The sequence below is a fragment of the Billgrantia pellis genome, assembly GCF_008297955.1.
GTDB lineage: Bacteria > Pseudomonadota > Gammaproteobacteria > Pseudomonadales > Halomonadaceae > Halomonas > Halomonas pellis.
Window position 1 is genome coordinate 435455 of sequence record NZ_VTPY01000004.1, and the last position, 14058, is coordinate 449512.

Sequence of the window (14058 nt, forward strand, 5' to 3'; positions counted from 1 at the left end):
CATGGTATACCATATGCCATCGAATCTCATCTCGCGCGCCTAGGCCTGAAGCGCGCTACGACGACAACGAGCCAGGTGAATGCCATGCCTCTGATCAAGATTCACAAGAACGGCGAAGTCTTCGAAGGTGAAGTCCAGCCCAACACCAACCTGGTCGTGCGCGCCGGAATCCGCCAGTTTCCCTACCCCCACCTCAGCTACGGCTGCGGCATGGGCAAGTGCGCCAAGTGCATGTGCAAGGTGATCAAGGGTGGCGAAGCGCTGCCAGAGCCCAACTGGAAGGAGAAGAAGATGCTTGGCACGCGTCTCGAGCAGGGCTATCGCCTGGCCTGCCAGCTATGGGTGGAAGAGGATCTCGAGCTGGCCCAGGAAAGCCCGGCCGCCACTACCAGCCAGAGCCGTGCCGGTAGCGTCACGACATCATGAGCGCACGCCTGCCGTCGCGGTGAGGCCGCCAGATTGTGCACGAGCACGACGACGCAAAGGAGCCCGCCAGCTCGCGCTGGCGGGCTCCTTCCGTTCCGTGTCGCTCAACCCAGGTACTTGATCATCACCCCGGCCGCCACTGCCGAGCCGATCACGCCGGCCACATTGGGCCCCATGGCATGCATCAGCAGGAAATTGTGCGGGTTGGCCTCGAGCCCCACCTTGTTGGAGACTCGGGCCGCCATCGGCACCGCCGAGACGCCGGCCGAGCCGATCAGCGGGTTGATCGGCATGTGGCTGACGAGGTTCATCAGCTTGGCCATCAGCACGCCGGCCGCGGTACCGATGCCGAAGGCCACGATCCCCAACCCCAGAATGCCCAGCGTCTCCACCGCCAGGAAGCTCTCGGCCATCAGCTTGGAGCCCACCGAGAGGCCGAGGAAGATGGTGACGATGTTGATCAGCGCATTCTGCGCGGTATCGGAGAGGCGCTCGACCACCCCGCACTCGCGCATCAGGTTACCGAAGCAGAACATGCCCAGCAGCGGCGCGGCGTCGGGCAGAAACAGCGCCACCAACAGCAGCAGCGACACCGGGAAGACGATCTTCTCGAGCTTCGATACCGGGCGCAGCTGGGTCATGGCGATCTCGCGCTCGCGCTGGGTGGTGAGCAGCCGCATGATCGGCGGCTGGATCAGTGGCACCAACGCCATGTAGGCGTAGGCCGCCACGGCGATGGCCCCCAGCAGTTCCGGGGCCAGCACGCTCGACACGTAGATCGAGGTGGGACCGTCGGCGCCGCCGATGATGCCGATGGCGGCGGCCTGTTGCAGCGAGAAGTCCATGATGCCCAGGGACGAGAGACCCACCGCGCCGAGCAGGGTGGCGAAGATGCCGAACTGCGCCGCCGCGCCCAGGAACAGGGTTCGCGGGTTGGCCAGCAGCGGACCGAAATCGGTCATCGCCCCCACGCCCATGAAGATCACCAGCGGTGCGATGCCGGAGGCGATCGCCACACGGTAAAACTGATACAGCATGCCATGGCTGAAGCCGGCATCCATCGCCAGGTCGTTGGCCGCCCGATAGGCCTGGGGCGTGATGTCGGCATGCAGTGCCGCGCCGACGGCATGACGCCAAGCGTCGACGGAAGCGTCGGCGACCAGAGTCACGTCGAGCACCGCGGCGAGCTGCTCCAGCACACCGGGACGCGCCAGGTGCGCGGCCTGTTCGGCGGCCGATAGCGCCAGCCCGGCTTCGGGAATGTTGGCCAGGATGCCGCCGAAGCCGATCGGCACCAGCAGCAGCGGCTCGAAGCGCTTCTGGATGGCCAAATAAAGCAGCACCAGCCCCACGACGATCATGACCGCCTGGCCCAGCGTCAGGTTGTAAAGGCCGGAGCCCTCCCACAGAGTCAATAGTTTTTCCATGGAATACGGCCCTTACAGCACGATCAACGTATCGCCGACAGCGACGCTGTCGCCCTCGCCGACCTTGACCTCAGCGACGGTGCCGGCACTCGCCGCGCGCACCTCGGTCTCCATCTTCATGGCCTCGAGAATGATGACCACATCGCCTGCCTGCACCGTATCGCCCGGGCGCACGTTGACCTTGAAGATGTTGCCGGCCAGCGGCGCGGTGATCGCCTCGCCCGTCGAGGGCGCCGAGCCTTCGTCATGCGACACCCGGCTGGCCCCGGGCGACGGTGCGCCGCCGCTCTGAACCTGGGCGATCTCGCCGCCTTCGGCGACTTCCACCACGTACCGCTGGCCGTTGACCGTGACGGTGTAGGTCTCGGGGCCGGCGGGCGCGCCGGCCTGAGGCGCCGGTGGCTTGTCTTCGCCCTTCTTCGCCGGCAAGCCGGCGGCGGCCGCCGCCTCCCGACCCGGCGCCTGGGGCGCCGGCTCGAAGGCCTCGGGATTGCCGCGGTTCTTGAGGAACTTGAGCCCGATCTGCGGGAACAGCGCGTAGGTCAATACATCGTCGACTTCGCGCTCGCCTTCCGCCAGGCGAAGGCCGTCGGCCTTGGCCTTCTCCTTGAGCTCGGCGGCCAGGCGCTCCATCTCGGGTTCGAGCAGGTCGGCGGGCCGGCCGGTGATCGGCTCGCCGCCCTCGAGCACGCGGCTTTGCAACGTCTTGTCGAAGGGCGCCGGCGCGGCGCCGTACTCGCCCTTGAGCAGCGCCTGGACCTCTTTGGAGATCGACTTGTAGCGCTCCCCCATCATCACGTTCATCACCGCCTGGGTACCGACGATCTGCGACGTCGGCGTGACCAGCGGAATGAAGCCCAGGTCCTCGCGCACGCGAGGTATCTCGGCCAACACGTCGTCGAGCCTATCGCCGGCGCCCTGCTCCTTGAGCTGACCTTCCATGTTGGTGAGCATGCCGCCCGGCACTTGGGCGATCAGGATGCGCGAGTCGATGCCCTTTAGCGAGCCCTCGAAGGCCGCGTACTTCTTGCGTACCTCGCGGAAGTAGCCGGCGATGTCCTCGAGCAGTTCGAGGTCGAGATGGGTGTCGCGCTCGGTGCCCTGGAGAATGGCCACCACCGATTCGGTGGGGCTGTGGCCGTAAGTCATCGACATCGAGGAGATCGCGGTATCGACGTTGTCGATACCGGCCTCGACCGCCTTGACGATGGTCGCGGTGGACAGGCCGGTCGTGGCATGGCAGTGCAAGTGCAGCGGGATCGTCAACCGCTGCTTTAAGCGCGAAACCAACTCGAAGGCATCGTAGGGGGCCAGCAGGCCGGCCATGTCCTTGATCGCCAGCGAATCCGCGCCCATGTCGGCGATGGCCTCGGCGAGCTCCACCCAGCTGTCGAGGGTGTGCACCGGACTCACGGTGTAGGAGATCGTGCCCTGGGCGTGCCCGCCCACCTTGCGCACGGCCTGGATCGCCCGCTCCAGATTGCGCGGATCGTTCATGGCGTCGAAGACGCGGAACACGTCCACGCCGTTGGTCCTGGCGCGCTCGACGAAACGGTCGACCACGTCATCGGCGTAATGGCGGTAGCCCAGCAGGTTCTGGCCGCGCAACAGCATTTGTTGCGGCGTGTTGGGCATGACCTCTTTCAACGCCCGTATCCGCTCCCACGGATCCTCGCCGAGGTAGCGGATACAAGCGTCGAAGGTGGCGCCGCCCCAGGATTCCAGCGACCAAAAGCCGACCCGGTCGAGCTTCTCGGCAATCGGCAGCATGTCGTCGAGGCGCATGCGGGTAGCGAATAGCGACTGATGGGCGTCGCGCAGCACGACGTCGGTGATGCCCAGCGGGCGCTTGGTCTCACTCATGATGATGACCCCATGGATGGCGTGTTGTGTCGTAATATGGTCTGATCGCGCTTTCAGCGACGATGGCGGCGGCGGTAGCGATGTACGGCGGCGCTGAGGACGGCCATGACCTGGGCGTCATCAGCCTTGTCGGAGGAAGCTGGAGCCGGTATGGGAGCCGGTTGCGCGGGGGCCGGCGCCAGGCGGCGGATCACCTGCGACATCAGGGCGGTGACCCCGACAAGGATCGTAAGAAAAGCAAAAACGAACCCCATACCGACACCCATCAGGGCCAGGCCGTCCAGCAAAAGCTGCATATCCTGCATGCGGTTTCTCCAAGAACCTTACACGACTTGCCTGCTAACGGTCGCAAACTGGCCGCGAAGCGTTGAAAATTCGGTCATACAAACTGCCACACTCTGATTTAATTGCAAGCGCCCGATGGTGGAAGACATCGTTGTTAATTTACTACAAGGTAGAATCGGCCTCGCTCCCATGGAGGGCGTGATCGATGCCCATACCCGTGATCTGCTGTCCCGCCAGCCCGGCTTCGACTGGGCGGTGACCGAGTTCGTCCGCGTCGTCGACGCGCGCCTGCCGCCGCGGGTTTTTCACCGCCATTGCCCCGAATTGACGCAGCCGGCGGTGACCACGCCTGCCGGTGTGCCCGTGGCCTTGCAACTGCTGGGCAGCGATCCGGCGGCTCTGGCGGCCAACGCCGAACAGGCCCTTCGGCTCGGCGCCCGCGAAATCGATCTCAATTTCGGCTGCCCCGCCAAGCTAGTCAACCGTCACGATGGTGGCGCTTCCCTATTGCGCGATCCGCGTCGGGTCCATGCCGCCGTAGCGGCGGTACATCAGGCCGTGGGAGGCGAGATTCCCGTCACGGCCAAGATCCGCCTGGGCTTCTCCCACCGCCGCCTGGCCATTGACTGCGCCAAGGCCGCCGAAGCGGGCGGCGCCACACGCCTGGTGGTGCATGCCCGCACCCGTGACGAAGGCTATCGGCCTCCGGCCCATTGGGAATGGATCGGCCGAATACGCCGCCATCTCGCCATACCGGTCGTTGCCAATGGCGACATCTGGAGCCTGGAGGACTACTGGAAGGCGCGAACGCTGTCCGGCTGTCGTGACGTCATGCTGGGCCGCGGCGCACTGGCCGACCCCTGGCTGGCTCCGCGTATTCGTCATTGGCTCAATACCGGGGAGCGTCTGCCGGCAACGACCTGGCAAGCACGCGCCGATGTCCTCATCGAATTTGCTGCATTGCAGCGTAGCATACTGCCCGACCGTCTTGTCACGTCGTTGATCAAGCAATGGCTGAACCACATGCGTCAGCGCGACCTTGAGTCGACTCACCGCTTCCAGGCGGTGAAACGTCTGAACGATCTCGACACCTTGCTCGCCGCTCTCGTTCAACCACGGTCGCATGGGGTTGGCACCCCCTCTCCCCAGCCTGAGCGCAATGTCAGCGGTACGCCTGCGGCACCGCACCGAACGAACAGACAGGCGCACACGGACCAGAGCGACGAGAAGGCAGCCGGATAGGCAAAAAAAGGGCGCCCGTCGAATGATGAGGGCGCCCAAACGATCGCACGATCGGCGTTGCCGAGGCACGCCGATGCCGCCAGTAGAAGGGAGGAGGCCCGCAACTTCTTTCGGACCTCTGCAAAACGCAAAACCCGCCCTCTAGGCGAGGACGGGCAGAAATCTGGCGCGCCCGGGAGGATTCGAACCTCCGACCACCTGATTCGTAGTCAGGTACTCTATCCAGCTGAGCTACGGGCGCTGACGGTAAATCGCATACTGATGCCACCATCGTGTCGAAACGTACTGTTCCTGCTTTGCAGGACCTACGCAAGAACTGGCACGGAACGTACAGGCCGCAACCTGAATGTACTGTCCTGCTTGCCTATGGCGCGCCCGGGAGGATTCGAACCTCCGACCACCTGATTCGTAGTCAGGTACTCTATCCAGCTGAGCTACGGGCGCATCTCACGTTTCTGACAATGGCATGTCGCATGGCGGAGAGGGAGGGATTCGAACCCTCGATGGGGCTATAAACCCCATACTCCCTTAGCAGGGGAGCGCCTTCAGCCACTCGGCCACCTCTCCCTCAACGACACGGCGCATATCCTATCGTTTTCCGCCCCCCTTTGTCCAGCGTATTCAGCTATTTGTTTCTCGATACTGAACGGAAGGGCGTTTCGATACCTTAGGAAGACGTGCCACTCCCTCCTTCACCGTCAGTTTTCTCGCGCTGAATGCGCTGGTAGATTTCCTCGCGATGCACGGCGACATCTTTGGGCGCGTTGACGCCAATGCGGACCTGATTGCCCTTGACGCCAAGGACTGTGACGGTGATGTCATCACCGATCATCAGCGTTTCTCCGACACGACGGGTCAGGATGAGCATGACTGATCTCCTTCTCAGACGATTAGCAACGGGATGCACGTCGATCCGTTCGACGCCAGGCTGCTACGACTATTTTGTGACACGCAAGCTTACTGTGCATTACCACCGATTACATCATGCCATCGGGGCTACGTAGAAGTGAAACTTCATGTCAGCCAGTGAGGCGCAACCTTTCCCTAGCGTAGAAGAAGCTTCCCGCTGCGGTCGCCTCTACCTTGTTGGATTTCTGGTAACTTTTCTATTCGCTCTCGATATCGCTCTTATCCAGCCCGAAAGCGGTGTGCAGAGCACGCACGGCGAGTTCCATCTGCTTCTCGTCGATCACTACCGAGATCTTGATCTCCGAAGTGGAAACCATGCGTATATTGATGTTCTCGTCGGCCAGCACGCGGAACATCTTGGAGGCGACGCCGGCGTGCGAGCGCATGCCGACACCGACCAGGGACACCTTGGCGATATTGTCGTCGCCATTGATCTCACCGCCGCCCAGATCGGGAATGACCTGTTCCTGCAGTATCTTCAGGGTCTTCTTGTAGTCGCCCTTGGCCACGGTGAAAGTGAAATCGGTGTAATCGCCGGCCGGCGCCACGTTCTGCACGATCATGTCGACTTCGATATTGGCATCGGCAATCGGCCCCAGGATACGAGATGCCACACCCGGCACATCGGGCGTATTGAGCAGGGTCAGCTTGGCCTCGTTGGAGGTGAAAGCGATACCGGAAATCAGCGGTTCTTCCATGGAGTCCTCATCTTGGTCGGATTCTGCAACGATCAGGGTGCCGGGGCCATCCTGGAAACTGGACAGCACACGCAGCGGGACATTGTACTTGCCGGCGAACTCGACGGAGCGGATCTGCAACACCTTGGAGCCGAGACTGGCCAGCTCGAGCATCTCTTCCACGGTGATGGAGTCGAGACGCTGGGCCTTGGAGCACACCCGCGGATCGGTGGTGTAGACGCCATCCACGTCGGTATAGATTTGGCACTCATCGGCGCCCAGCGCGGCGGCGAGTGCCACCCCGGTGGTGTCGGAGCCGCCACGACCGAGGGTAGTGATGTTGCCCTCCTCGTCGACGCCCTGAAAGCCGGCCACCACGACCACCTTTCCATCATCGAGGTCTTCGCGCATCTCGTCGGTCTCGATGCGTTGAATCCGTGCCTTGGTATGGGCGCTGTCGGTGAGGATTCCCACCTGCGAGCCGGTGTAGGAGGTCGCGGGTACGCCCAGCTTGTGCAGGGCCAGGGCCAGCAGCGAGATGGTGACCTGCTCGCCGGTGGAAACCAGCATGTCCATTTCACGCGGCGTGGGCTCGTCGTTGATCTCATTGGCCATGCCGATCAAGCGGTTGGTCTCGCCACTCATGGCGGAAACCACGACGACGACCTGGTGCCCCTCGTCACGAAAGCCCTTGACCTTCTCGGCCACGGCCTTGATGCGCTCTACGGAGCCCACTGAGGTGCCGCCGAATTTCTGTACGTACAATGCCATCTGCGGTTTTCCCTCGCTTGTCGAGCGGGTCACGCTCGGATGAGTGAAACGTCATTCAATACGAAGGCCGGGGCATTGCTGCCACCGGCCTGGTGATTAGTTGAGCTTAGCCTCCAGCCAGCCAGGCACGCTATCGATCGCGGCCGGCAGGGCGGCGACATCGCTACCGCCGGCCTGGGCCATGTCGGGGCGCCCGCCTCCCTTGCCGCCGACCTGAGAAGCCACGTGATTGACCAGCTCACCGGCCTTGATCCGTCCCGTCAGATCATCGGTGACGCCAGCTATCAGGCTCACCTTGCCGGCGGCCTCGTCGGCTACGCCCAGCACCACGATGCCCGAGCCAAGCTTGTTCTTGAGCTGGTCGAGGACACTGCGCAGCTCCTTACCGGAGACACCTTCGAGCTGCGTGGCCAACACCTTGACGCCATGTATCTCGCGCGCCCGGCTCAGCATGTCGCTGCCGGCGGCACTGGCCAGCTTGGCCTTGAGGCGCTCGAGTTCCTTCTCCAGGCTGCGATTGCGCTCGACCAGCGACTCGACGCGATCCTCGACCTGCTCCGGTTTGGCCTTGAGGCGTTCGCCAAGGCGCACGAGGCGCGCCTCCTGCTCACGGAAGTGGGCCAGCGCCCCCTCCCCGGTGATCGCCTCGATGCGGCGTACGCCGGAAGCGATGCCCTGCTCGGCAACGATATGGAAACAACCGATGTCGCCGCTGCGCGCCACGTGGGTGCCACCGCACAGCTCGATGGAGAAATCGTCGGCACCGATGGTCAGCACTCGTACGCTGTCGGCGTACTTGGCTTCGAACAGTGCCGCCGCCCCCCTGGCCTTGGCCTGGTCCAGGGTCATCTGCTCGATGCGAGTCGGCGCATTGGCGAGTATCTGTTCGTTGACCAGGCGCTCGACTTCGTCCAGTTGCTCGGCGGTCATCGCCTCGAAGTGGCTGAAATCGAAGCGCAACCGCTCGGGCGTCACCAACGATCCCTTCTGCTGAACATGTTCGCCCAGCACCAGGCGTAGCGCCTTGTGCATCAGGTGGGTGGCGGAATGATTGCGCACGGTGGCCGCACGCAGCCCGGCGTCGACCTGGGGGTGCACCTCGCTCCCCACTGCAAGACTGCCTTCGAGCAACACACCATGATGCAGGTGATGGCCGCCCTGCTTCTGGGTATCGGTCACCAGGAAGCGGCCGCCTTCGGCGCGGAGGTAGCCGGTGTCGCCCACCTGCCCGCCGGACTCGCCGTAGAACGGCGTGCGGTCCAGCACCACGATGCCGCGCTGCTCGGGTTCGAGTGCGGCCAGCGCGTTGCCCTCGCGATCGACGATGGCCGTCACCGTGGCACGGTCCTCGAGCTTGTCGTAGCCGGTGAAGGCGGTTTCGCCCTCGAGTTCCAGCGCAGCGCCGTAGTCGGCACCGAACTGGCTGGCGGCCCGAGCGCGCTCACGCTGCGCCTCCAACTCGCGTTCGAAGCCCTCGGCGTCGAGCGTCACGCCGCGCTCGCGGCACACGTCGGCGGTCAGATCGAAGGGGAAGCCGTAGGTATCATAGAGCTTGAATACCGTCGCGCCCGGCAGCACGTCGCCGTCGAGGTCCTCCAGCGCTTCTTCGAGCAGGCTCATGCCATGCTCGAGGGTACGCGCGAACTGCTCCTCCTCCTTGAGCAGGATGCGCTCGATCTGGCTGCGCGCCTCACGCAGCTCCGGGTAGGCATCGCCCATTTCGTCATCGAGCGCGCCGACCAGTCGGTGAAAGAACGGCTCGCTGGCGCCCAACTTGTGGCCGTGACGAACGGCACGGCGGATGATCCGGCGCAGCACGTAGCCGCGCCCCTCGTTGGAGGGCAGCACGCCGTCGGCGATGAGGAAAGCACAGGAGCGGATATGATCGGCGATCACGCGCAGCGAGGGTGCCGTGGTGTCCTCGTGGCCAGTGGCCCGGGCTGCCGCCTCGAGCAGGTTCTGGAACAAGTCGATCTCGTAGTTCGAGTGCACGCCCTGCATTACCGCGGAGACCCGTTCCAGGCCCATGCCGGTATCGATCGAGGGCTTGGGCAGCGGATTGAGGTTGCCGGCCGCATCGCGGTCGAACTGCATGAAGACCAGATTCCAGATCTCGATGTAGCGATCGCCGTCCTCTTCGGGGCTACCGGGAGGCCCACCCCACACCTCGGGGCCGTGGTCGTAAAAGATTTCGGAGCTCGGCCCGCAGGGGCCGGTGTCGCCCATCTGCCAGAAGTTGTCCTCGTCGAGCTTGGAGAAGCGCGCCGGATCGACGCCGACCTCCTCCTTCCATATCCTCTCTGCCTCGTCATCGCTGACATGCACCGTGACCCACAGCTTCTCGGCGGGCAATCCCAAGCGCTGGGTGAGAAACTCCCAGGCAAAACGGATGGCGTCGCGCTTGAAGTAATCGCCGAAACTGAAGTTGCCCAGCATCTCGAAGAAGGTGTGGTGACGCGCGGTATAGCCGACATTGTCCAGGTCGTTGTGCTTGCCGCCGGCGCGTACGCAGCGCTGGGATGAAGTGGCACGCACGTAGGGACGCGGATCGCGGCCCAGGAAGACGTCCTTGAACGGCACCATGCCGGCATTGGTGAACAGCAGCGTCGGGTCATTGCCCGGCACCAGGGAGCTCGATGGCACGACGGTATGACCGTGCTCCTCGAAGTAACTCAGAAAGGCCTGTCTGATGTCTGCGCTTTTCATGGGGTATCCGTGGCGATGAGCGTGGTGACCCGACGGGCAGGCACGCTTCGGGCCGTCATTTCCGGCCGGGAAACGTAAACCGCAGCGTGTCAGGAGCGCCACCCAGGGCGTTCGCAAAGGGGAGCATTATAACGCAGTTGTCAAGCGACTAAAGGGGAGTCGCTCATACCAGTGGCTTAGTCGGCGTGATCGAGCCGCTCCAGGGCATAGCGGATCTGCTCGTAATCGAAGCCGCGGCCGGCCAGGAAACGCTCGCGCCGGGCGCGCTCGCGGGGGGAGTCGCCGGGATGGATGAAGCGCCGGGACAACGCTTCGGCAGCCAGCTCGAACCAGTCGACTTCGCCGGCCTGCTCGGCTGCGGCCAGCGTCGCCGCGGCCTGAGCACGATCGATGCCGCGCCGCTCGAGTTCGACGCGGACCTTCAGCGGCCCCTGGCCACGCGCCACCCGCGAACGCAGGAAACTCTCGGCAAAGCGCGCGTCGGACTGCAGGCCCTGCTCGTTCAGCTCGTCGAGGCATGCCTCTATCGCTGCGGCAGAATGGGAGCGAGCCGACAGGCGCAGCACCAGCTCGGCGCGAGAGTACTCGCGCCGAGCCAGCAGGCGAATGGCATCATCCCTTGGGGACGCGGCGCCGGGCTCGATCGACATGGTTCAGGACAGCTCGTCTGGGCCCGCTCGCCTTAGAGCAGATCGTCCTCGCGCCCGGCGTCGGCGGCCAGCGGCTCTTCGGCCTCCTCCTCGCGGGGCGCGGCGGTGGCCAGCAGTTGGGCGCGGATCTGGCTCTCGATTTCTTCCATCACTGCCGGATTGTCCTCGAGGAACTGCGCCGCGTTGGCCTTGCCCTGGCCGATCTTGTTGCCCTGATAGCTGTACCAGGCACCGGCCTTGTCGACCAGATTGCACTGCACGCCAAGGTCGATGACCTCGCCGGCATGGTAGATACCCTTGCCGTAGAGAATCTGGAACTCGGCCTGACGGAACGGTGGCGCCACCTTGTTCTTGACCACCTTGACGCGGGTCTCGTTGCCGGTCACCTCGTCACCCTGCTTCACCGAGCCGGTGCGGCGAATATCCAGACGCACGCTGGCGTAGAACTTGAGCGCGTTGCCGCCGGTGGTGGTCTCGGGACTGCCGAACATGACGCCGATCTTCATGCGGATCTGGTTGATGAACACCACCAAGCAGTTGGCGTTCTTGATGTGACCGGTGATCTTGCGCAGCGCCTGGGACATCAGGCGTGCCTGCAGGCCGACATGCGAGTCACCCATCTCGCCCTCGATCTCGGCGCGCGGGGTCAGCGCAGCGACCGAGTCGATGATGATCACGTCGACGCCGCCGGAGCGCACCAGCATGTCGCAGATTTCCAGGGCCTGTTCGCCGGTGTCCGGCTGTGAAACCAGCAGGTCGTCGAGATTGACACCGAGCTTTTCGGCATAGCTGGGGTCGAGGGCATGCTCGGCATCGATAAAGGCGCAGATCTTGCCCTGGCGCTGGGCCTGGGCGATGACTGACAGGGTCAGGGTGGTCTTGCCCGACGACTCGGGCCCGAATATCTCCACCACCCGGCCGAAGGGCAGGCCGCCGATGCCGAGCGCGATATCGAGCCCCAGCGACCCGGTGGACACCGACGGCATCACTACCCGTGGCGCATCGCCCAGGCGCATCACGGTGCCCTTGCCGAACTGGCGCTCGATCTGGGAAAGGGCGGCATTCAATGCCTTGGAGCGGTTTTCATCCTGTGCCATGAGGCTCTCCTCGCAGAACTCGCAAACGATCGCAGGCGCAATCGCGATAAGGAATGGCGGGCTGCCAACGGGGAGCACGCCTGGTACTGTATGGTTGGACAGTAGTATGGCGAAAAAATTGCCGCGCGGCTAGCCACTCGCGCGATGCGATGACTCTTCGGCTTCCATATAGCGAATCAGCCCCACGATGGCCTCGCGTACCGCGCGCTCGCGCACCGCACGGCGGTCGCCGGGAAATTGATGGCGCTCAGCCTGCTGGCGCGCCTCATCGCCCCAAGCCAGCCACACGGTACCCACCGGCTTCTCCGGCGTGCCGCCGTCGGGGCCGGCCACGCCGCTGATCGCCACCCCCAGCCTCGCCCCGCTGTCGCGGCAGGCGCCGGCCACCATGGCTTCGACCACTTCGCGGCTCACCGCCCCGTGCTGGGCGATCGACGCCTCCGGCACCCCGAGCAATCGCTTCTTGGCCGCGTTGGAGTAGGTCACGTAGCCGGTTTCGAAATAGTCGGAGCTGCCGGCGACCGAGGTGATCGCACTGGCCACTCCGCCGCCGGTACAGGATTCGGCGGTCGTGATGCTGACGCCACGCTCGCGGCAACGCCGCCCGAGCCGCTCGGCCAGGGTCGCAAGATCGAGATTGGCCAGACTGGACGCGCTATGGGGCATCGTATCGCTCCTCGATAAATGGCGAGCCGGCAGGAAGCCGGCCGCAAGGTCCCGGATCTATTGACCACGATAGCGCATGCACGCCGCTCCTAGCAGCCTCTATCGACGTCTTCCCTCAGCCAGCCGCTCCTCAACTCTGCCGCTCGTTGGCGCGGTGAGCGGAGGCAGTCTCCCGCGCTGCCCGCGGGACCTCGTCGAGAAATTCGATAGAGCGTACCGGCATGGCGAAGCGGATGTCGCGCGCCTCGAACGCTTCCAGCAGGCCGAAGTTGATCGCCTGCTGAATATCCATATAGAGGTTAAAATCCGGACTTAGCACGTAATAGACGACCTCGTACTTCAATGCGTAGTCGTCGAAGAAGCGCAGGTGGGCCCGATCGAAGCGGGTATCATCGATCGACTCGATGACGCCTCGAATCAACTCCGGCACGTCGCGCACCTTGTCCAGCGGCGTACGGAAGGAGAGCGCCACGTTGAATGCCACGCGCCGCTCGTTCATGCGATTGTAGTTGTGAATGGTCTGCTGCAGCAGTCGCGTATTGGAAATAACGACCTGTTCGCCGCTCAGGCTGCGCACACGTGTTGTCTTGAGACCGATGTACTCGATGGTGCCGGCAATGTCGCCAAAGACGATGAAGTGGCCGACCTTGAACGGCTTGTCGATGCCGATGGACGCCGAGGCGAACAGGTCGCCGAGCAGGGTCTGCACCGCCAGTGCGATGGCGATGCCACCAATCCCCAGACTGGCGATGAAAGCCGTGATGTTCACCCCCAGATTGGCCAGTCCCGAGAGGAGTACCACTGCCCAGAGCCCCGTTCGGAACATCAGCACGACCATGGTCACGGTCAGTTGGTTGTCGCGGCCGGCTTCCGACCGAAGGGTATCCTCTTTCCACAGGTCCAGAGCGGCATCGATCCACAAGCCGAACTGGATGGCCAGCACCAGGAACCAGAGGTGGCTGACTCGCTGTTCCCACACGGGGCCCAGCTCCACCACGAACAGGGCCACCTGCAGTGCGAACGCGGCCAATAGCAGCCGGCTGGTATGCTCGGCGATATGCGCGGCGTAGCGCCGCCAGCGCCGCCTGCCGTGGGAGGACCAATCGACGATGCGTGTCACGAGCAGGCGCAGCGCCAAGCGCAGCGCGATATAGCTGGCGACGGTAATGCCCAGTATCGCCAGCAACGTCATCAGGGCCGGCTGGTTCAGCCAGGCCAGCCAGTCGTTCCAAAGTTCCCTTTGCATAATGCCTCCCGGATGACTCGACAGCGCCAGTCAGTATGGCCAATTCGATGAAAACTGCATGAAGGTTCCGCAGCGCATGAAGGTCGGGGGCGG

The 14058-nt window shown here is 63.9% G+C and carries 12 protein-coding genes and 3 tRNA genes; 2 read left to right on the forward strand and 13 right to left on the reverse strand.

Annotation, left to right across the window (positions count from 1 at the left end):
• Positions 1 to 84: 84 nt before the first annotated feature.
• Positions 85 to 426 carry a 2Fe-2S iron-sulfur cluster-binding protein gene (locus F0A17_RS12330; protein WP_149328627.1) on the forward strand — a complete coding sequence of 114 codons (342 nt, stop codon included), beginning with the start codon at positions 85 to 87 and terminating at the stop codon, positions 424 to 426.
• Positions 427 to 530: 104 nt separating this feature from the next.
• Here the strand turns inward: F0A17_RS12330 and F0A17_RS12335 are convergent, their stop codons facing one another.
• Genes F0A17_RS12335 through F0A17_RS12345 form a run of 3 tightly spaced genes read right to left on the reverse strand, consistent with a single transcriptional unit; the run spans position 531 to position 4021 of the window.
• Positions 531 to 1853 (reverse strand): sodium ion-translocating decarboxylase subunit beta, encoded by a 1323-nt coding sequence (locus F0A17_RS12335; RefSeq protein WP_149328628.1) that lies wholly within the window; start codon positions 1851 to 1853, stop codon positions 531 to 533.
• Between the two features lie 12 nt (positions 1854 to 1865).
• Positions 1866 to 3716: a sodium-extruding oxaloacetate decarboxylase subunit alpha gene (oadA, locus tag F0A17_RS12340; RefSeq protein WP_149328629.1), complete on the reverse strand. Its 1851-nt coding sequence runs from the start codon at positions 3714 to 3716 to the stop codon at positions 1866 to 1868.
• 53 nt (positions 3717 to 3769) lie between these two features.
• Positions 3770 to 4021 carry an OadG family protein gene (locus F0A17_RS12345; RefSeq protein WP_149328630.1) on the reverse strand — a complete coding sequence of 84 codons (252 nt, stop codon included), beginning with the start codon at positions 4019 to 4021 and terminating at the stop codon, positions 3770 to 3772.
• Positions 4022 to 4190: 169 nt separating this feature from the next.
• Here F0A17_RS12345 and F0A17_RS12350 point away from each other — a divergent pair, with 169 nt between their 5' ends.
• A complete protein-coding gene (locus F0A17_RS12350; protein WP_149328631.1) occupies positions 4191 to 5243 on the forward strand; it encodes a tRNA dihydrouridine synthase in 1053 nt (350 codons plus the stop codon).
• Positions 5244 to 5407: 164 nt separating this feature from the next.
• Here the strand turns inward: F0A17_RS12350 and F0A17_RS12355 are convergent.
• The 10 genes from F0A17_RS12355 to F0A17_RS12400 all read right to left on the reverse strand — a co-directional run bounded on the left by F0A17_RS12355 (position 5408) and on the right by F0A17_RS12400 (position 13965).
• A tRNA-Arg gene (locus F0A17_RS12355) sits at positions 5408 to 5484 on the reverse strand.
• Between the two features lie 126 nt (positions 5485 to 5610).
• A tRNA-Arg gene (locus F0A17_RS12360) sits at positions 5611 to 5687 on the reverse strand.
• Positions 5688 to 5717: 30 nt separating this feature from the next.
• A tRNA-Ser gene (locus F0A17_RS12365) sits at positions 5718 to 5810 on the reverse strand.
• 100 nt (positions 5811 to 5910) lie between these two features.
• A complete protein-coding gene (csrA, locus tag F0A17_RS12370; protein ID WP_149328632.1) occupies positions 5911 to 6111 on the reverse strand; it encodes a carbon storage regulator CsrA in 201 nt (66 codons plus the stop codon).
• A 238-nt stretch (positions 6112 to 6349) separates the two neighbouring features.
• The gene (locus F0A17_RS12375) at positions 6350 to 7600 is read right to left on the reverse strand and encodes an aspartate kinase (protein WP_149328633.1); all 1251 of its coding nucleotides are present in this window, start codon (positions 7598 to 7600) and stop codon (positions 6350 to 6352) included.
• Between the two features lie 96 nt (positions 7601 to 7696).
• Complete coding sequence (gene alaS / locus F0A17_RS12380; protein WP_149328634.1) at positions 7697 to 10306, reverse strand: alanine--tRNA ligase; 2610 nt, start codon at positions 10304 to 10306, stop codon at positions 7697 to 7699.
• 176 nt (positions 10307 to 10482) lie between these two features.
• Positions 10483 to 10956 (reverse strand): regulatory protein RecX, encoded by a 474-nt coding sequence (locus F0A17_RS12385; protein WP_149328635.1) that lies wholly within the window; start codon positions 10954 to 10956, stop codon positions 10483 to 10485.
• Positions 10957 to 10988: 32 nt separating this feature from the next.
• Positions 10989 to 12053: a recombinase RecA gene (gene recA / locus F0A17_RS12390; RefSeq protein ID WP_149328636.1), complete on the reverse strand. Its 1065-nt coding sequence runs from the start codon at positions 12051 to 12053 to the stop codon at positions 10989 to 10991.
• Between the two features lie 129 nt (positions 12054 to 12182).
• Entirely contained in the window at positions 12183 to 12719 is a 537-nt protein-coding gene (locus tag F0A17_RS12395) for a CinA family protein (protein ID WP_149328637.1), read from the reverse strand.
• Between the two features lie 130 nt (positions 12720 to 12849).
• On the reverse strand, positions 12850 to 13965 hold the full coding sequence (locus F0A17_RS12400; RefSeq protein WP_149328638.1) for a mechanosensitive ion channel family protein: 1116 nt from the start codon (positions 13963 to 13965) through the stop codon (positions 12850 to 12852).
• Positions 13966 to 14058: the final 93 nt, after the last annotated feature.

Excerpts from the sequence above, each read along its gene's own strand:
- F0A17_RS12330 (WP_149328627.1), top strand. The coding sequence starts at position 85 with ATGCCTCTGATCAAGATTCACAAGAACGGCGAAGTCTTCGAAGGTGAA.
- F0A17_RS12335 (WP_149328628.1), bottom strand. The coding sequence starts at position 1,853 with ATGGAAAAACTATTGACTCTGTGGGAGGGCTCCGGCCTTTACAACCTG.
- oadA (WP_149328629.1), bottom strand. The coding sequence starts at position 3,716 with ATGAGTGAGACCAAGCGCCCGCTGGGCATCACCGACGTCGTGCTGCGC.
- F0A17_RS12345 (WP_149328630.1), bottom strand. The coding sequence starts at position 4,021 with ATGCAGGATATGCAGCTTTTGCTGGACGGCCTGGCCCTGATGGGTGTC.
- F0A17_RS12350 (WP_149328631.1), top strand. The coding sequence starts at position 4,191 with ATGGAGGGCGTGATCGATGCCCATACCCGTGATCTGCTGTCCCGCCAG.
- csrA (WP_149328632.1), bottom strand. The coding sequence starts at position 6,111 with ATGCTCATCCTGACCCGTCGTGTCGGAGAAACGCTGATGATCGGTGAT.
- F0A17_RS12375 (WP_149328633.1), bottom strand. The coding sequence starts at position 7,600 with ATGGCATTGTACGTACAGAAATTCGGCGGCACCTCAGTGGGCTCCGTA.
- alaS (WP_149328634.1), bottom strand. The coding sequence starts at position 10,306 with ATGAAAAGCGCAGACATCAGACAGGCCTTTCTGAGTTACTTCGAGGAG.
- F0A17_RS12385 (WP_149328635.1), bottom strand. The coding sequence starts at position 10,956 with ATGTCGATCGAGCCCGGCGCCGCGTCCCCAAGGGATGATGCCATTCGC.
- recA (WP_149328636.1), bottom strand. The coding sequence starts at position 12,053 with ATGGCACAGGATGAAAACCGCTCCAAGGCATTGAATGCCGCCCTTTCC.
- F0A17_RS12395 (WP_149328637.1), bottom strand. The coding sequence starts at position 12,719 with ATGCCCCATAGCGCGTCCAGTCTGGCCAATCTCGATCTTGCGACCCTG.
- F0A17_RS12400 (WP_149328638.1), bottom strand. The coding sequence starts at position 13,965 with ATGCAAAGGGAACTTTGGAACGACTGGCTGGCCTGGCTGAACCAGCCG.